Origin of the sequence: Aminobacter anthyllidis (assembly GCF_018555685.1) — a bacterium.
Taxonomy (GTDB): domain Bacteria; phylum Pseudomonadota; class Alphaproteobacteria; order Rhizobiales; family Rhizobiaceae; genus Aminobacter; species Aminobacter anthyllidis.
On sequence record NZ_JAFLWW010000004.1, the window covers coordinates 253783 to 270794 of the forward strand.

At 63.4% G+C, this 17012-nt stretch carries 19 protein-coding genes and 1 pseudogene; 4 read left to right on the forward strand and 16 right to left on the reverse strand.

Annotated elements, in window-relative coordinates; translation table 11 throughout:
• Positions 1-79 precede the first annotated feature (79 nt).
• Genes hpaI through J1C56_RS15075 form a run of 6 tightly spaced genes read right to left on the reverse strand, consistent with a single transcriptional unit; the run spans position 80 to position 5490 of the window.
• A complete protein-coding gene (gene hpaI, locus J1C56_RS15050) occupies positions 80-886 on the reverse strand; it encodes a 4-hydroxy-2-oxoheptanedioate aldolase (RefSeq protein WP_214390796.1) in 807 nt (268 codons plus the stop codon).
• Between the two features lie 8 nt (positions 887-894).
• The gene (gene hpaH / locus J1C56_RS15055; RefSeq protein ID WP_214390825.1) at positions 895-1701 is read right to left on the reverse strand and encodes a 2-oxo-hept-4-ene-1,7-dioate hydratase; all 807 of its coding nucleotides are present in this window, start codon (positions 1699-1701) and stop codon (positions 895-897) included.
• Positions 1698-2570 carry a fumarylacetoacetate hydrolase family protein gene (locus tag J1C56_RS15060; RefSeq protein ID WP_214390827.1) on the reverse strand — a complete coding sequence of 291 codons (873 nt, stop codon included), beginning with the start codon at positions 2568-2570 and terminating at the stop codon, positions 1698-1700. The genes hpaH and J1C56_RS15060 overlap by 4 nt, the downstream gene beginning before the upstream one ends.
• Before the next feature lie 8 nt (positions 2571-2578).
• Positions 2579-3559 carry a 3,4-dihydroxyphenylacetate 2,3-dioxygenase gene (gene hpaD / locus J1C56_RS15065; protein ID WP_214390829.1) on the reverse strand — a complete coding sequence of 327 codons (981 nt, stop codon included), beginning with the start codon at positions 3557-3559 and terminating at the stop codon, positions 2579-2581.
• Between the two features lie 15 nt (positions 3560-3574).
• Positions 3575-5092 carry a 5-carboxymethyl-2-hydroxymuconate semialdehyde dehydrogenase gene (hpaE, locus tag J1C56_RS15070; RefSeq protein WP_214390838.1) on the reverse strand — a complete coding sequence of 506 codons (1518 nt, stop codon included), beginning with the start codon at positions 5090-5092 and terminating at the stop codon, positions 3575-3577.
• An 11-nt stretch (positions 5093-5103) separates the two neighbouring features.
• Positions 5104-5490: a 5-carboxymethyl-2-hydroxymuconate Delta-isomerase gene (locus tag J1C56_RS15075; protein WP_214390840.1), complete on the reverse strand. Its 387-nt coding sequence runs from the start codon at positions 5488-5490 to the stop codon at positions 5104-5106.
• A gap of 150 nt (positions 5491-5640) precedes the next feature.
• Between J1C56_RS15075 and hpaR the strand changes: the two genes are divergently transcribed.
• A complete protein-coding gene (hpaR, locus tag J1C56_RS15080; RefSeq protein ID WP_214390842.1) occupies positions 5641-6108 on the forward strand; it encodes a homoprotocatechuate degradation operon regulator HpaR in 468 nt (155 codons plus the stop codon).
• Between the two features lie 66 nt (positions 6109-6174).
• On the forward strand, positions 6175-7092 hold the full coding sequence (locus J1C56_RS15085) for a DUF6929 family protein (RefSeq protein WP_214390844.1): 918 nt from the start codon (positions 6175-6177) through the stop codon (positions 7090-7092).
• Here J1C56_RS15085 and J1C56_RS15090 read toward each other — a convergent pair whose 3' ends face one another.
• The 3 genes from J1C56_RS15090 to J1C56_RS15100 are packed head-to-tail and all read right to left on the reverse strand — an operon-like array spanning position 7093 to position 8387.
• A complete protein-coding gene (locus J1C56_RS15090; RefSeq protein ID WP_214390846.1) occupies positions 7093-7314 on the reverse strand; it encodes a ferredoxin reductase domain-containing protein in 222 nt (73 codons plus the stop codon).
• On the reverse strand, positions 7314-8045 hold the full coding sequence (locus J1C56_RS15095; RefSeq protein ID WP_214390848.1) for a 2Fe-2S iron-sulfur cluster binding domain-containing protein: 732 nt from the start codon (positions 8043-8045) through the stop codon (positions 7314-7316). The genes J1C56_RS15090 and J1C56_RS15095 overlap by 1 nt, the downstream gene beginning before the upstream one ends.
• A 6-nt stretch (positions 8046-8051) precedes the next feature.
• The gene (locus J1C56_RS15100; protein ID WP_214390850.1) at positions 8052-8387 is read right to left on the reverse strand and encodes a hypothetical protein; all 336 of its coding nucleotides are present in this window, start codon (positions 8385-8387) and stop codon (positions 8052-8054) included.
• Between the two features lie 147 nt (positions 8388-8534).
• Between J1C56_RS15100 and J1C56_RS33880 the strand changes: the two genes are divergently transcribed.
• On the forward strand, positions 8535-9380 hold the full coding sequence (locus J1C56_RS33880) for a Rossmann-fold NAD(P)-binding domain-containing protein (protein ID WP_476561156.1): 846 nt from the start codon (positions 8535-8537) through the stop codon (positions 9378-9380).
• Here J1C56_RS33880 and J1C56_RS15110 read toward each other — a convergent pair.
• The gene (locus J1C56_RS15110) at positions 9349-9762 is read right to left on the reverse strand and encodes a VOC family protein (RefSeq protein WP_214390859.1); all 414 of its coding nucleotides are present in this window, start codon (positions 9760-9762) and stop codon (positions 9349-9351) included. The two genes, J1C56_RS33880 and J1C56_RS15110, sit on opposite strands and share 32 nt — an antisense overlap.
• Before the next feature lie 90 nt (positions 9763-9852).
• On the opposite strand from J1C56_RS15110, the gene J1C56_RS15115 reads away from it, so the two are divergent.
• On the forward strand, positions 9853-10734 hold the full coding sequence (locus J1C56_RS15115; RefSeq protein WP_214390861.1) for a LysR family transcriptional regulator: 882 nt from the start codon (positions 9853-9855) through the stop codon (positions 10732-10734).
• A 47-nt stretch (positions 10735-10781) separates the two neighbouring features.
• Here the strand turns inward: J1C56_RS15115 and J1C56_RS33640 are convergent.
• From J1C56_RS33640 to J1C56_RS15140, 6 genes and pseudogenes are all read right to left on the reverse strand, one after another.
• Positions 10782-11260 (reverse strand): annotated as a pseudogene (locus tag J1C56_RS33640) (hypothetical protein); the annotation flags it as partial.
• 56 nt (positions 11261-11316) lie between these two features.
• Complete coding sequence (locus tag J1C56_RS15120) at positions 11317-13119, reverse strand: aminopeptidase P family protein (protein ID WP_214390863.1); 1803 nt, start codon at positions 13117-13119, stop codon at positions 11317-11319.
• 29 nt (positions 13120-13148) lie between these two features.
• On the reverse strand, positions 13149-14162 hold the full coding sequence (locus J1C56_RS15125) for an ABC transporter ATP-binding protein (RefSeq protein ID WP_246591397.1): 1014 nt from the start codon (positions 14160-14162) through the stop codon (positions 13149-13151).
• A complete protein-coding gene (locus tag J1C56_RS15130; RefSeq protein ID WP_246591399.1) occupies positions 14159-15172 on the reverse strand; it encodes an ABC transporter ATP-binding protein in 1014 nt (337 codons plus the stop codon). Before J1C56_RS15130 ends, J1C56_RS15125 begins: the two co-directional genes overlap by 4 nt.
• Before the next feature lies 1 nt (position 15173).
• The gene (locus J1C56_RS15135; RefSeq protein ID WP_214390867.1) at positions 15174-16043 is read right to left on the reverse strand and encodes an ABC transporter permease; all 870 of its coding nucleotides are present in this window, start codon (positions 16041-16043) and stop codon (positions 15174-15176) included.
• Positions 16040-16981, reverse strand: coding sequence for an ABC transporter permease (locus J1C56_RS15140; protein WP_214390869.1), 942 nt, complete (start codon positions 16979-16981; stop codon positions 16040-16042). The genes J1C56_RS15135 and J1C56_RS15140 overlap by 4 nt, the downstream gene beginning before the upstream one ends.
• Between the last annotated feature and the right edge of the window lie 31 nt (positions 16982-17012).

Sequence of the window (17012 nt, forward strand, 5' to 3'; positions counted from 1 at the left end):
GGCGCCGGGTGATCGCAGGACAGCAAAAGGAAAGGGCGGCCCATGGCCGCCCTTTCCGTGTTTCAGATGTTGGGAGCGCTCAATAGCCGGAGCTGGACGCTTGGGGCTCGTCGTTGCGGGCAGCCTTGAACTTGCTGGCTAGCGTGCTCGTGGCCTGCGCCAGGAGCGTGACGTCAGTGCCGACAGCCACGAAAGCCGCGCCGAGCTCGAGATAACGTGCCGCAAGCTTGGCGTCGGAAGTCAGGATGCCGGCTGCCTTGCTGCATTTCTGGATGCGCATGAGTGCATCCTCCACGGCGGCCTGAACTTCAGGAGCACCGGGTTTGCCGAGGTATCCCATGTCGGCGGCAAGGTCGGCCGGGCCGATGAAGATGCCGTCGACGCCATCAATCGCCGCGATGTCCTCAAGGGCAGCAAGCCCGGCCCGGCTCTCCAGCTGGACCAGCAGGCAGGTCTCGTCATTGGCGGTCGCGAGATAATCGGGAATGCGGTTGAAAGCCGAAGCGCGGGCAAGGGCGGCACCCACGCCGCGCACGCCATGCGGCGGATAGCGCATGGCCTTGACGAGTTCGCGCGCCTGGTCAGCGGTTTCAACCATAGGCACCAGGATGGACTGGGCACCGATGTCGAGAAGCTGCTTGATGATCCAGATTTCACCGATCGGCGGGCGCACGACGGCACTTGCTCCTGATGCGGCGATCGCCTGGAGCTGTGCCGTCATTGTTGGCAGGTCGTTGGGCGCGTGCTCACCGTCGATGAGCAGCCAGTCGAAGCCGGCGCCGGCACAGATCTCGGCGGTGTAGGCATTGGCCAGGCCGAGCCACAGGCCGATCTGCGCTTCGCCCTTCTGCAGGGCTGCCTTGAATGTATTTCGTGGTGCGGGCATTGGGTTCTCTAGGCGAAATAGGCGCTGACGGTGCCGAAGGGGCCGAAATCGGCCATGACAGTGTCGCCGTGGCGCGCCTCGACAGGGCGGATGAACGAGCCTGAGAGCACGATGTCGCCGGCTGCGATCGAGCCGCCGAACATGGCCAGCCGGTTGGCCAGCCAGGCGATGCCGGCTGCGGGATGGTTCAGCACGCCGGCACCGAGGCCGGTTTCTTCGACTTCGCCGTTGCGCGATACGATGGCGCCGATCCAGCGCATGTCGGCGTCGGTCGGGCGCATCGGCCGTCCACCGGTGATAATGCCGGCATTGGCGGCATTGTCGGAGATGGTGTCGACGATGGTGCGGGTGCGACCGGTCGCCGGATCGCTGCGCAGGATGCGCGTGTCGAGGATCTCGATGGCTGGGGCGATGAAATCGGTGGCGTTGAGCACGTCGAAGACCGTCGTGTTCGGCCCCTCCAGCGGCGCCTTCATGACGAACGCGATCTCGGCCTCGATGCGCGGCTGGATGAAGCGGTCGGCCGGGATGGTTGCGGCATCCGAAAACATCATGTCGTCGAGCAGGACGCCTGAATCCGGGATGTCGATGTTGAGTGCATACTGCATCGCCTTGGAGGTCAGGCCGATCTTCCAGCCGATCCGACGGCGGCCCTGGGCAAGCTTGAGCTGGACCCATGCGGCCTGGACGGCATAGGCGTCCTCCATGTCCATCTCAGGGTGATCGAGCGACAACAGCCCGATCTGCGTGCGCTGCTTTTCGGCCTGGTCGAGGCGTTGCGCGGCAGCCTGGTGCTGCTGAGGCGAAAGCTTCATGGTTGTTCGTCCATGATGGTGTTGCGCAACGTGCCTATGCCTTCGGCTTCGACCTCCACGATGTCACCTGGTACCAGCCAGCGCGGTGGATCGAAGCGCGCGCCGGCCCCGGTCGGCGTTCCGGTGACGATCACGTCGCCTGATACCAGCGTCGTGAAGGTCGAGATATAGCTGATCAGCTTGCGGAAGCTGAAGATCATGCGGCTGGTGCGGTCGTCCTGGCGCAACTCGCCATTGACCTTCGTCGTCAGCCGGATGTCGGCAAGTTGCGCTTCATCGGTGTAGGGCACTAGCCAGGGGCCGATGGCGCCGGTGGCGTCGAAGTTCTTGCCCTGGGTGACGTTGAACTTGGCGTGCCGCACCCAGTCGCGGATCGTGCCCTCGTTGCACAGCGACAGCGCGGCGATGTGGTCGAGCGCATCGCCTTCGGCAATACGGCGCCCGCCCTTGCCGATGACGATGACGATCTCGCCTTCATAGTCGAGCTGCGGCGATTCCGGTGGCCGGACGATGGCCGCGCCATGCCCGACGAACGAGCGTGGAAAGCGGATGAACAGCGACGGGTTGGCAGGGGCGGTCTGGCCGTCCTTGTACTCTTCGTTGCGGTCGGGAAAGTTAACGCCGACGCAAATCAGCTTCTCCGGCGCCGGAACCGGGATCTGGTAGGTGATCGCATCTTCGGCGATGTCGGCCGCTCGTTTCGCCGCTGCTTCCGCCAGCTGATTGAAACCGTTGTCCGCGATGACCTCGCGCAGCGTCGGCCATTGCGGGAAAAGCGGTGCCAGGTCGACGATGCCTTGTGCGGTCACCGCGCCGTAGCTCGTCTTGCCGGCGTGGGTGTATGTGGCGAAACGAGGCCGTTCGGTCATGTCGCTGCTCACGGTGCGATAATGGGCGACGCGGCAAGCGCCGACGGCCGCGGCTCTGTGCCGGCGAAGGTGCTGCCTTCCTCGAACCACGAGCGCGGGGCAGGGGCGCCCCATAGCGTCTGGCGCTGGGGATCCTTGAGGTCCCACTTGATCGGCTCGAGATCGGGATCGACTGTCTGGTAGTCCGAGCAGTAGATCTCGATGCGGTGACCGTCGGGGTCGCGGATGTAGAGGAAGAAGGCATTCGAGATGCCGTGGCGCCCAGGACCGCGCTCGATATTTCCGACATAGCCTGTCGTCGCCATCAGATCGAGCAGGTCGATGATGTTGAGCGGCGTCGGCACCCAGAAGGCGACGTGGTGCAGGCGCGGCCCGAGCCCGTTGGTGAAGGCGATGTCATGAACGCCGCCCTTGCGGTGAGTCCACGCCGCCCACAAGCGGCCGGTCTCAGCGTCCTCTGTGAATTCGGTCACGCGGAAGCCGAGTTCGTTGTAGAAGGCCACCGACTGGTCGACGTCAGGCGAGAAACAATTGAAGTGGTCGATGCGCAGCGGCTTCACGCCCTTGTAGAGCGCGTATTTCTGATGGATCGGCGCCAGCCGGTCCATCCTGGAATAGAACTCGAGCGGAATGCCGTGCGGGTCGCGGGTGCGCAACGTGCGCGACTGGTAGGGCCGCTCGACCCATTCGACCGGCAGCTCCTTGGCCTTGAAGAAATGCTCGGCGCGGTCGAGGTCATCTTCGGAGAACACCTTGAAACCGAGGTCGCGGGCTTCGGCACGGTCGCTTTGCTTGAGCACGATGCAATGGTGGCCGCGCTCTTCCATGGCGCGCAGGTAGATCGTGTCCGCCGTCTCGTCGGTGACCTGCAGGCCGAGTGTGTCGACATAAAACGCGCGGGACTTCGCCAGATCCGTCACGGCCAGCTCGACATGGCTCAGCCGCACGATGTTGAAGGCGGGATAGAGATTGGGTGTGGGCAATGGCATGATGTCTGTTCCCGCTCAGCCGCCGAGCTTCTGGATGTTGTGGGCCGTCGTGGCGAAGGCGATGTTTTTGGTTTCCATGCAGAAATCGAACGACCAGTCGCCGCCATCGCGGCCGATGCCGGAGTTTTTTACACCGCCGAACGGCGCCGGCAGGTGGCGGACATTCTCCGAGTTGACCCAGATCATCCCCGCCGCGAGCCCTTCGGTGAAGCGCAGGGCGCGTGTCACGTCCGAAGTCCACAGATATCCGGCGAGGCCATATTGGGTGTCGTTGGCGATTGCCAGTGCTTCGGCTTCGTTGTCGAACGGGATCGCGGTCAGCACCGGCCCAAAAATCTCTTCCTGGGCGATGCGCATGTCGTTGCGCGCGCCGGTGAAAAGCGTCGGTGCGACGTAGCAACCACCCCCTGCTGCCTCGACCTTGCTGCCGCCGGCGGCAATGGTTGCGCCTTCCGAACGCGCGAGCTCGATGTAGGACAGCACCTTTTCCTCATGGATCGGGTGGATCAGCGGACCGACGACTGTCTGCGGATCAAGCGGATGGCCGACACGGATCCGCTTGGCCTTCTCCGCCACGATGGCGGTGAACTTGTCGTAGATCGAGGCTTCGACCAGCAGGCGCGAGGACGAGGTGCAGCGCTCGCCGTTGAGCGAGTAGATCATGAACACTGCCGCATCCGCCGCACGCTCAAGATCCGCGTCGGCGAACACGATCACCGGGTTCTTGCCGCCGAGTTCGAAATGTACGCGCTTCAGCGTGTCGGCGCCCTGGCGCATGATCATCGAACCGGTGCGGCTTTCGCCGACGAAGCCGATCGCCTTGATATCAGGATGTTCGGTCAGCGCCTTGCCGGCATCTTCGCCGAGGCCGTTGACCAGGTTCCAGACACCCTTCGGCAGGCCTGCCTCCTCGGCGATCTCGACAAGCAGCCTCGCGGTCAGTGGCGAGAACTCGGCCGGCTTGTGAACGATGGTGCAGCCGGCCGCGAGCGCGGGTGCGATCTTCCACGTCGACAGCATGAACGGCGTGTTCCACGGCGTGATGACGCCGACCGGGCCGATCGGCACGCGGGTGGTGATGTTCAGCTGGCCGGGCGCCTGCAGCGTGCGGCCGTCGCGCGCTTCAGGTGCCTTGTCGGCGTAGTAGCGGAAGTTCTCGGCGCCGCGCAGGGCAGCCTTGGCCATGAATTTCAGCGACTGGCCGGTGTCCATGCATTCGACGAAGGCGATCTCCTCGGCCCGCTTGACGATGGCATCGGCGATCGCATGCAACAGCTTCTTGCGGGCATCGCCCGACTGCGCCGCCCATGCGGGGAACGCAGCCTTGGCCGCCTTGGCGGCCATGTCGATGTCGGCGGCCTTGCCATGCGCCACCCGGGCAAGCGGCTTGAGGTCGACCGGCGAGATGGTCTCGAAGGTCGTGCCATCAAGTGCCGCGACAGCTTCGCCATTGATATGGTTGGTCACTCCGCCGGACCTGAAGCGCTCAAGATAGGCTTGCGCCTTGCGCAGATTGTTTTCGAATTCTGACATTTGGGTTTCCGTCACGTGTTGCGCAGGCGCGGGTGTATGGCGTTGTTCTTCCAGCTCAGCTCCGCATCGATCTGACGAATCTCAAGCGACAGCGCGAAATGCGGGCTGGCAAAAAGTGGGGCGAGAAACGCATTGGCGGCGGCGAAGATCGCGGCGCCTGCACGTTTCTTTTCCTCGGTGGACCGGCCTGCGCCGATCCTGAAGCTCATGTCGATGAAGGCGTTTTCGGCCACGCGGTCGGCGACGGCGTAGGCGTCGGCACGCAGCGCCCGCACCCTGATCGCGCCATGCTCGAACAGGCCGGTGTCAAGGATCGTCTGCGACAGCGCTCCGCATAGTGCAGGCATATCGACACGACCGTCGAGGTTGGCCGAATATTCGAGGGTGAGGTGAGGCAAGGCGCGTCTTTCCGCACAGATGGCGTTTTGATATTTAACATGTTAAATAGTTTTTCAGACCGCTGTCAAGGACGCTTGTGCCGTGAGATTTCGCTGGTTGGCGCCGTGCAACGTTGATCCGTTGCGGCGTCGGTATTATCGGGAAGTGGAATGCCGGCTCATTCGCCGTCCGCCATCAGGAGTTCGCCTTTGCTGCAAAGCACCCGACGTTCATTGCCGATGTCGCTCCTGCGCGCGCGCGAAGTGGTGATGGCTCAGTTCCGACCCATACTCGCCCAGCATGGCGTATCGGAGCAGCAATGGCGCGTCATCCGTGTGTTGGGCGAGCAGAGCCCGCTCGACGCGACGGAACTTGCCGAGCGAGCCTCGATCCTGGCGCCTAGCCTGACGCGGATCATCAAAGCGCTGGAGGAGCGCAAGCTAATCACCCGCGGCAAGGTCGACGGTGACGGGCGCCGCGTCATGCTGGCGATTGCACCCAAGGGGCAGGTTCTGATCTCAGAGGTCGCACCCGAGAGCAGCGCCATCTATGACGAGGTCCAGCGCCGCATCGGACACGAGCGCTACGAACAGCTGCTCGACCTGCTCGAGGGACTGATCGATCTTGAAAAGAAATGACGGTCTCGCGGCCACAAAGTTGCGGCAGGTAGGAGTCATTCGCGCGCAAGCTGGTATGACTACCGCATGATCGCCCTCAAGAAGCTGCGCGAATTGACCCTGACGGCTGCGACAAGTGCTGAGCGGCCATTGCATCTGAGCGCCGCAAGCGGCCTCGTCTGCCTCGATTCGACGATGTATGTCATTGCCGATGATGAGCTCCATCTTGGTGTCTTTTCGACCACCGACGCCGGCCCTGGCCGGCTGGTCAGGCTGTTCGACGGTGTGCTGCCGGAGGAGAAAGCCGCGCGCAAGCGGCAAAAGCCCGACCTCGAAGCACTGACGTTGCTGCCTGCTTTCGAGGGTTTTCACCATGGTGCACTGCTCGCTGTCGGCTCGGGCTCGCGGCCTAACCGGCGCCTGGGTGTCCTGCTTGGGCTTGATCCGTTGGGTCGCATTTCAGGCGCGCCACGAATCCTTGACCTGTCGGCCATGCTGGTTCCGCTCGCCGACGCCTTCGCCGAGGTCAATGTCGAAGGCGCCGTAGTTGTCGGTGACGAACTGTGCCTGTTCCAGCGCGGTAACAAGCAGCACGCGGACAATGCAATGATCCGGTACCGGCTGTCTGAGGTCGTCAATGTCGTGACCGGCCGTCGTGCCGATGCGCTCCGGTCGGTGAAAATCGGCAGGTTCGATCTCGGCCATATCGACGATGTGCCGTTGTGCTTCACCGATGCTGCGCCGCTGCCGGGCGGCGTCATGGTCTTCAGTGCGGTTGCCGAAGACACGGACGACGCTTTCAACGACGGCACATGTGTCGGGGCTGCCATCGGTATCGTGGGCAATGATGGCCGGCTGCGTTTCGTCCGTCGGCTCGATCGGCCGTACAAGATCGAGGGCATTCACGCCCAGCTTGCCGCCAATCACATCGACCTTCTCGCGGTTGCCGACGCCGACGATCCGGACGTTACAGCAGCGCTCTATTCGGCGACGATCGCTATCTGATCACGCCGGTAGCGTCTGATGCACGAACTCTTCGTTGAAGATGTCGTCCTGATGCAGGCCAAGCTCGCGCAATGCCTTGCGCGCCGCACCAACCATCCCGGGCGGTCCGCAAAGATAGGCTTCGGTGCCTTCTTGCAGCGGCACACCAGTGACATGACCGATGCCGGCGACCGGATTTCCTGTCTTTCCCGACCAGCCTGGATTTGCCGTATCGGCTGTCATCACGATCTCGAGCGGTAGTCGTTTGCCAGCACTTTGAGCTGGTCGATGCCATATGCGTCCTGCTCGTCAGCGAAGCCGAGTACAAGGCTAAGCGGTGGTGACGATAACCGATCGATGCCGCGCAGCATGGCGATGATCGGCGCAAGTCCGGTGCCGCCGGCGACGAACAGTTTCGGCTTCGGGTTGGCGCGCAGATAGAAGATGCCGAAAGGGCCGCGCACGGTGAACGCATCCTGCGGCTTGGCCCGAGTCGCCAGATAATCCGCCATCGCCCCGCCTGGAATGTCGCGCACATGCAGGATTTGTTCGGCTTCGGCAGGGCCGTTGGCCATCGAGAAGCGCCTGGGACCGTCGATACCGGGAAAGGTCGCTTCGACGAACTGGCCAGGCAGGAATGGCAGCGGGAACTGCAGCCGGTACCTGATTTCCCAGACCGAGCGCGACAGCTTCTGGAAGCTGTTGATGTTGGCGCGGCGCAGCGTCGGCGGCGACACGTCGGCCCGGCGATAGGGAACCACGGCCTCGAAACCGCTCTGCGCCGGTTCGACGCAGAGCAACACCTCGTCGCCGTTGGGGCGGCGCGCCACGCAGGTCCGGCAGGTGCCTTCACGGCAGCTGTGGGCCAGGGCATTGCCTGCCTGTTCGGCGGAGGTCAGCACCGAACCGCCAGGTGTCGGTGCAAAGCTCATAACTTCGCCATCGGCGAAGGTGATCGAAATCCCGTCCATCATGCCGACCTAGAAATCGTCGGAGACGTAGCCGGTCGACAGACCGTCGATGCTGACGAAATTGTTGCTGAGACGGTAAGCCTCGAGATTGTCCTCGCCCTTAGTCTCAGCCCACTCGATCAGTTCGTTGCGCTCCTGCATCTCGCCGATGACGGGGATGCTCCAGCCGCACGATGTCGCCACGCTGTCGACGTGGAGCCGGAAGATCTGGCGCGTGCCGGGCAGTCGAGGGAACAGTGCCAGCATGGTCTCCCATTCCGGATGATCGGGGCGGATCAGATCTGCCTTGCCATAGAGCCTGAGCGTCATCGCCTCGCCGGTGAAGGCGCAAAACAGCATCGTCATGCGGCCGCTCTCGGTGACGTGGGCGGCGGTTTCATTGCCGCTGCCGGTGAGGTCGAGCTAAGTCACCGTGCGCGCATCCAGCACTCGGAGCGTGTCCAGGCCCTTGGGCGACAGGTTCACTCGACCGTCCATCGGAGCGGTGGCGACGTGACAGCCTTCGGCGTGCGGTCTGATGTTGGCAGCGGTTACCCCATGCTGCTGAGCGAGATGACCATCCTGACGGCGCTACGCACGGCTGCAACCTCGGCGGTTGCGGCAAAGTACCTTGCCCCGCAGAATGCTTCCTGCATGGCGCTGATCGGCAATGGCGCGCAGTCTGAGTTCCAGGCTTTGGCGTTCCGGGCGCTGCTCGGTGTCGAGAAGCTGCGTCTCTACGACATCGATGTCACTGCGTCGCACAGATGCGCCGGCAATCTCGCCGGGCTGGGATTTGACATCGCCATCTGCGGCTCGGTGCAGGAGGCGGTGGAAGGTGCTGAGATCATCACCACCGTCACCGCCGACAAGCAGTATGCGACAATCCTCACCGACAACATGGTGGGCAGCGGCGTCCATATCAACGCCGTCGGCGGCGACTGCCCCCGGCAAGACCGAGCTGCACCGGGACATCCTGCTGCGGTCCGGCATCTCGTCGAATACACGCCGCAGACGCGGATCGAGGGCGAGATCCAGCAGCTCGATGCCGACCATCCAGTGACCGAGCTATGGCAGGTGATCGCGGACCAGGCGCCCGGTCGCACCAGCGCGCAAGCAGATCACCCTGTTCGACTCGGTCGGATTTGCTACCGAGGACTTTTCGGCGCTGCGCTATGTCCAGCTCGCCGCCACCGGGCTCTATTCCGAGCTCGATCTCATCGCCGATCCCGACGAGCCACGCGACCTGTTCGGCATGCTGCTGCGCATGCAAGGCAACATCGCCGCGCATTGATTGCGGCGATGCGCCAGCTGCATCGCGTTCCGCCTAGGCGGCGAAGACGCTCTCGAAATCCTTGAAGCCCTTGACTTCGATCGGATTGCCCGAGGGGTCGAAGAAGAACATCGTGCGCTGTTCGCCGGGTTCGCCTTCAAAGCGGATGACAGGCGGAATATCGAACGCGATACCGCCCTGCTTCAGGCGATCGGCGAGCGCGAACCATGTGTCGAGAGGCAGCACGACGCCGAAATGCGGCATCATCACAAGGTGATCGCCGACCTTGCCGGTGCGGGTGACCTCGAACGGCTTGCCGAGATGCAGCGACAGCTGATGGCCGAAGAAGTCGAAATCCACCCAGCTGTCGGTCGAGCGCCCCTCGACACAGCCGAGCACGCCGCCATAGAAGCCGCGTGCCGCGTCGAGGTCAGTGACATGGAGGGCCAGATGGAACAGCGACTTCATCGGTATTTTCCCCAGGGTTTGACCGATGTCTAAAATATTCGCTATGAAAGGAAAACTATTTAATATTGTCTCTGAGACTAAGGAAATCTATTGGATATCCGGTTTCTGCAGAGCCTGGTTGCGGTGGTCGAGACGGGATCGATCGTTGCCGCCGCACGGCGGGAACGCCTGACGCCCGCTGCCGTCAGCCAGCGCATACAATCCCTGGAGCGAAGCCTGGGGCGTCTGCTTCTCGTGCGCGGCGCTCACACAGCCCGCCCGACGGAAGGTTGTCTCTCCATGTTGCCACGCGCCCGTGCGCTCATTCGGGACGCGTCGCTGCTTGTGGATGATCTGGACGCTAGCGGGCTTTCCGGCGACTTGCGTGTAGGGGCGATTTCAACCGTCCTGACAGGGCTGATGCCGGCGGTGCTGGGCAACATTGCCGAACGGGCGCCATTGCTGAAACTGCGGCTGACGCCGGGAACATCTGAGCAGCTCTACGAGCAGATGCTTGCCGGCAGGCTGGACGCGGCGGTTCTTGTCGAGCCGCCATTCGCACTTCTCAAGGCGGTCAGCTCAACCAGCATTTCGCGAGAGCCGCTGGTGTATCTGACACGTGATAGCGTTGCGCCGGAGGAAATCGCGGGCCACGCCCAGAGCGCGCCTTTCATCCGCTATGACCCTTCTTCGTGGGGCGGTCGGATCGTCGCCGACTACATGGACGGGAGCGGCCTGTTTCCGGAAGTCCGCTGTGACATGGATGCGCTGGAAACCATTGCAATCCTCGTCGCCAAGGGCATGGGCAACTCGCTCGTCCCGCACTGGGCGGGCCTTGTCGCGGACGGGTTCAACATCGTCCCCGTAGCAGATGCCGAGGCTCATACCCGTCGGTTGTGCTGCCTTTCGCCGAATGTTTCGCCGAAGCCGGACGCCGTCCGGCTGTTGCGAGAGCTGCTCGTAGAGGCAGAGGATCCCGGCCGTCGGGTCTAGGTGGCTTCTCGTCCGATGGCTGCGGCGATCCAGTCCAGCCGTGCGGCGGGGGTTTCGAGCTCGATCATGTCGGGCCGGTTGGTCCTGCTGATGTGTTCCACCAGCGTCCTGACAGCGGGCGTCGGCGTTGGACGGGCACAGGCTGTAGTAGTTCGGGTCGCCGAAAGCATTGCGGGTGACAGTGCTTGGGTGCGGCATGCCCAGCCGCGTGTTGTGGGGCACACGGTCAAACAGGACACTTTCAGGCCACCGCCGTCGCGCCGCCGGATCATCGCCGCCTTCCGAGGTCACATCGGCGACCTTCGGCTGGATCGTGAGCTATGTCCCAACGCTTGGCCGTGGGCTGGAAATAGATGGTTCCGTCCTCCGGGAAATAGGCTTTGCGGCGCGGGCCGCGCGGCTGCAGGAAGCGGCCGGCGTGATAGGAATTCGCCAGGCTGATCGCATTCATGCCGGCGCGCTCGGCCAGTTCGCGCGCGACCGTGTCATGTGACCACCGGCCGCAGGCTGTCGAGCGTCCAGTCATGATCGTAGGCAACGCGGTTGCAGATCAGTGGCGAACCGTGGTGCTCGATCGGCCAATCAGCCGCATGATGGCGCGCACCTTTGCCGCAGCCATTCGCGATCGTCAGCAGCCAATATGGGGCTTAGCGTCGAACCAATATCGTGATGGTAACTGTCGATCCAATGCCTCTCAACCGGGGTGAGCAGGTCCATGTCGGCGAGCCTCAGGTCAAGCGGCACCTGCGTCAGGCTTTTGAACGTCATGAAACCATCGCCGGCGTCGACCACCTCGACCTGGTTTTCAAGGCGGATGCCATACTCGCCTGATTTGTAGTAGCCAGGCTCGATGGTTGTAACCATGCCGGGACTGAGTTCGATCTCGTTGACGCGCTTGTCGAAGCGTTGCGGCTGCTCGTGCACCGACAGGAAGTGGCCGACGCCATGGCCGGTGCCATGGTCGTAGTCGAGACCCAGGTCCCATAGCGGACGGCGGGCGAAGGCATCGACATGGTGGCCGCAGGTGCCCTTGGGAAATTTCAACGTCAGCATCGAAATCAGCCCCTTGAGCACTGCCGTGTAGGCGCGGCGGATTTCGGGGCTGACATCGCCTAGGGCGGTGGTGCGCGTCGCGTCGGTGGTACCGGTCAGATACTGCCCGCCGGAATCGAGCAGGTAGACACCAGCCGAGGTGATTGGTGCATTGCTCTCGACAGTGGCGTTGTAGTGGCACATCGCGGCATTGCCGGCCGCTGCCGAGATCGTGCGGAAACTCGGCTCGACGAACAGCCTGCTGTCGCGGCGATAGGTCAGGATGCGCTCTTCGGCTTCCAGTTCGCTGACTGGCATGCCTTGCGCTTCGCGCGTTGCGCCATAGCGGTCGAGCCACGCGAGAAAACGCACCCAGGCGGCACCATCGATGCGATGGCAATCACGGAAGCCCTGCAGCTCGATTTCGTTCTTCAGCATCTTGGCGAGCGTGATCGGGCTTCGCGCCAACCGGACTTCACCGCCCGCCGCCTGAACAGCATGGGCAACGGCCGACGGCGCGAAACCCGGGTCGACAACCACAACTCGCCCCCGTGCCAGCACCCCCACCTTGTCGATGAGCGTGGCCGGGTCGGTCATGTCGATGCCGGCAAGTTCGAAGTCCGACAGGTCGTTGGGCAGCTTGCGGTGATCGACCAGCCATTCGGTGCGACCGTCTTTGTCGAAGATCATGAAAGACTGCGGCATCGGATTGAAGGCGACGTCGCGGCCGCGCACGTTGAGAAACCAGGCGATATTGTCGGGCTGGGCCTCAACGAGAAGATCGGCACCCTCATTTGCCAGCAATTCGGCGATGCGGCGCTTCTTGTCGACAACGCTTTCACCGGCGTGCTCGCGGCCAAAGGCCATGATCTGTCCAAGCGGCTTTTCCGGCTGATCGGTCCAGATCGCATCGACAAGATCGCCTGATGTCGCCACCCAGACGCCGTTGGCGGACTCGACTGCGCGGCTGCAATCCTGGTCCCAGGTCGACGGCAACAGCATCGCATTGAAGCCGATGCGTTGGCCGGCACGTACGTTTGTGGCCAGCCATTGCTTCAAGGGGGCGTCGTGGAAATGCTCGATGGCGAAGATGTCGAGATCGACCTCGTCGCGCACCTGCACCTGATAGCGGCCATCGACGAAGATTGCCGCCTTGTCGGCCATGACGATCGCCACGCCCGCAGAGCCGGTAAAGCCGGTGACATGAGCCAGCCGGCAATCATGCGGCGCGCAATATTCGCCCTGGTGCTCGTCGAAGCGCGGGACGACATAGCCGTCGAGCCCTTCCTCTGCGAACTTGCGGCGCAGCGCTTCAACCCGGCCGGATGCCCCCATCCTGTTCGTCGGCGTCATATTCTGTTTCCTGGTCCTTTTTGTTGGGTTCAAGCGCCGGAAATCGCTTCGGCGAAATGGCAGGCCGCCATGCCGCCGCCAACAGGCCGCAGCACCGGCTTTTCGGTACGGCAGCGTTCGGCGGCGTGCGGACAGCGCACATGGAAGGGACAGCCGGGCGGTATGGCGAGCGGGCTCGGCAGTTCGCCCGACAGCGCCGGCGCGCGTCTGCGGTCGGCCGGGTCGAGCGAGGGAGCCGCTGCCAGCAGCGCTTGCGAATAAGGGTGGCGCGGCCGCGAAAACAGCGCCTCTGATGGTCCGACCTCAACGATGGCACCGAGATAGATCACCGCGACCCGATGCGAAACATGGCGCACCAGCCTGAGGTCGTGCGCGACGAACAGCACTGTCAGTCCTAGATTGTCCTGCAGTTCGAGCAGCAGATTGACCACCTGCGCCTGCACCGAAACGTCGAGCGCCGAGACCAGTTCGTCGGCCACTAGGCAGGTAGGCTCCAGCGACAGGGCGCGGGCGATGCCGATGCGCTGGCGTTGCCCGCCGGAAAACTCGTGCGGATACTTGTCCGCCGCACCATCAGGCAGGCGCACTAGATCGAGCAGCTCGTAGATGCGCCGGTCGATCGCTGCGCCTTCGCGCATGTGGTGCACCGAGATCGCCTCGCGCAGCGTGTCACGCACCGTCATGCGCGGGTTGAGCGATGTGTAGGGGTCCTGGAACATCATCTGCACGCGCCTGTTGTAGGCGCGCCGGCTTGCGCCCTTGAGGCCGATGACGCTTTGCCCCTCGAAACGGATGTCGCCGCTGCTCGGCTGATGCAGCCCCGCGATGCAGCGCGCCAAGGTCGACTTGCCGCAACCGGACTCGCCTACGATGCCGAGCGTCTCGGCCGGCATCACGTCGAGATCGACGCCGTTGAGTGCGGAAACGATCTGGCGCGGCCTGCCGGCCAATGTGTCGGAGAGCGAACGGCTCTTGGAAAAGCGCATCGACAGGTCGCGGATCGAAAGCAGCGGCGCAGCGGGCTCCACGGTCAGCATGTTCATTGTGCCGCTTCTTGTTGATTGAAATGCGCAAGCGCCTCGAAACGATGGTGGCAGGCCACCTTGTGAAACTGACCGACGGTTTCAAATGGCGGGCGAAGATCGAGGCATTCCGGTCCGGCGACAGGACAGCGCGCAGAAAAGGCGCAGCCTGGCGGCAAAGCGTTCAGCGCTGGCGGCGCGCCGGGGATCGAGTAGAGCGGCGTGCGTGGCGCCACGTCGCGCGGGATCGAACGCAATAGCCCGAGGGCATAGGGGTGGCGTGCGTCAGCGATCACCTGGCTGGTCGTGCCCACTTCGCACAGCCGCCCGCCATACATCACCGCCACGCGGTCGCAGGTCTGGGCGACAACGCCCATATCGTGGGTGACGAGGATCACGGCCATGCCGAGATCGCGGCTCAGCGACTGGATCAGCCTGAGGATCTGGTCCTGGATGGTGACGTCGAGCGCGGTAGTCGGCTCGTCAGCCAGTAGCAGTTGCGGGTTCGAGGCAAGGGCGATGGCGATCATCACGCGCTGGCGCATGCCTCCAGAGAACTCGTGCGGGTAATCTCCGAGCCGGTCGCGCGCACCGGGAATGCCGACCATGTCGAGCAGTTCGGTCGCCCGCGCCCTTCGGGCTTTGGCATCGAGACCGGTATGGGCGACAAGGTTTTCCGATATCTGCAAACCGACGGTCAGCAGCGGGTTGAGCGACGACATCGGCTCCTGGAAGATCATCGCGATCTCGCGCCCGCGCACCTTTCGCAGCGCCGCCTCGTCAAGCGCTGCGAGATCGCGGCCCTTCCAGAGTATCTCGCCGGCAACGCGGCCGCGCGGACGAACAATGCCGAGGATCGAGCGCAAGGTGATGCTCTTGCCCGAACCGGACTCGCCAACCAGACCGAGGATTTCGCCTGCATTCACTTCGAACGAGATGTCGTCGACAGCAACGAGCGGATATTCGCGTGAACCGAACTCGGTCCTGAGATGGCGCAGTTCGAGCACCGTTTCCGGCTTGTCGTTGACCATCTCAGCGCCCCTTTGGTCGAAGCAGGTCGGCAAGCGCATCGCCGAGCAGGCTGAAGCCGAGGCCGGTAAGCACGATGGCGAGGCCGGGCATCAGGCTCATCCACCAGGCGGTCAGCAGGAAGTTGCGACCCTCCGAGATCAGCACGCCCCATTCGGCCGCCGGCGGCTGGGCGCCGAGGCCGAGATAACCGAGCGAGGAGCCGAGCAGAATGGCCAGCGCCATGTCGGTCATCCAGTAGACGATGATCGGCGACATCGCGTTGGGCAGAAGATGGCGGAAGATGATGCGGCGGTCGGAATAGCCGAGCACGCGGCCGGCGGCGGCATAGTCGCTGGACTTCTGCGTCATGATCTCGGCGCGGGTCAGCCGGGCATAGTAGACCCAGTTCACGATGGTGATCGCGATGTACATGTTGATCAGGCCAGGCCCGAGCACTGCGACGATGGCGATCACCAGCACCAGGAACGGAAAGGTGATGATGGCATCGACGCAGCGCCCGAAGATCGTATCGGCGATGCCACCGTAATAGCCGACAAACGCGCCCACCGTGACGCCGATGGTCAGCGCGAAAATGGTCGCGAAAAGTGCCATCTGCATGTCGACGCGGTAGGCCCAGATTACGCGCGACAGCACATCGCGGCCGAAATTGTCGGTGCCGAAGGGATGCGCAACGCTCGGCGCCTGCTGGATCGCCGTCATGTCGAAGGCGAGCGGGTCATAGGGCGCAAATACCTGTGGGAACAGCGCCAGCGCGATCGAAAACGCAATGATAGTGAAGCCGATGGCGAAGGATGGGCGCGAAAAGGCGCGGCCGATGAAGGCGCGAAAACGGCTGGGCCTATGCGGCTCGGTGTGGGTGATGGCGCTCATGCCTTGCGAAGCCTCGGGTCGAGCAATGACTGGACGATATCGGTGAGCAGGAAGACGACCGAGACCAGCACGGCGAAGGTCAGCGTCAGGCCCTGGATCAGCGGATAGTCGCGGGCGAAGATCGCCTCCAGCATCAGCCGGCCAACGCCTGGTATGGCAAAGACGGTCTCGGTGACCAGCGTTCCGCTCATCAGATTGCCGATCGACAGCCCGAGCAGGGTTACGGTGGACACCAGCGCGTTGCGCAACACGTGACGGGTCATGATGATGCGCGTCGAGAGCCCCTTGGACCGGGCGAACTGGACGTAATCGGCGTCGAGCACCTCGATCAAAGACGCGCGCAGGTTCCTCAGGATGATCGCCGAGGTGTAGAGCGCGACACTCAGCGCCGGCAGGATCAGGTGGTGCAGATTGTCGAGGAAGCCCGTGCCGTAACCGCCGACGGGAAACCAGCGCAACTGCGCCGCCAGCACTGTCAAAAGCACCAGGCCGATGTAGAACACCGGCATCGACAGCCCGATCTGAAAGACGCTGCGGATGACGACGTCTGTCGCGCTGTTGACACGCACTGCGGCAAGGAACGCGAGCGGTCCTGCCAGGAAGACGGCGAGCACCACCGAATACAGCGCCAGGAAAATCGTCGTCGGCAGGCGGTCGAGGATGACCTCAGTCACCGGCGCTTTCAGCATGATCGAGCGGCCGAGGTCGCCGGTCACCGTGTTCTTGACGAAGATGACGAACTGCACCGGCAAGGGCCTGTCGAGGCCGAGATTGTGGCGGATCTGCTCGACCTGAGCGTCAGTCGCCTTGGCTTCGGCCATGGCGATTGCGGGGTCGCCGGGCAGCATGCGCACAAGCAGGAAGATGAAGACCATGACCAGCAGAAAGGTCGGGATGATCTGCAACAGCCGCGCCAGAAGGTAGGAAATCGAAGGCATGAGCCGAACCTTGTGTCGGATACCGGGCAGC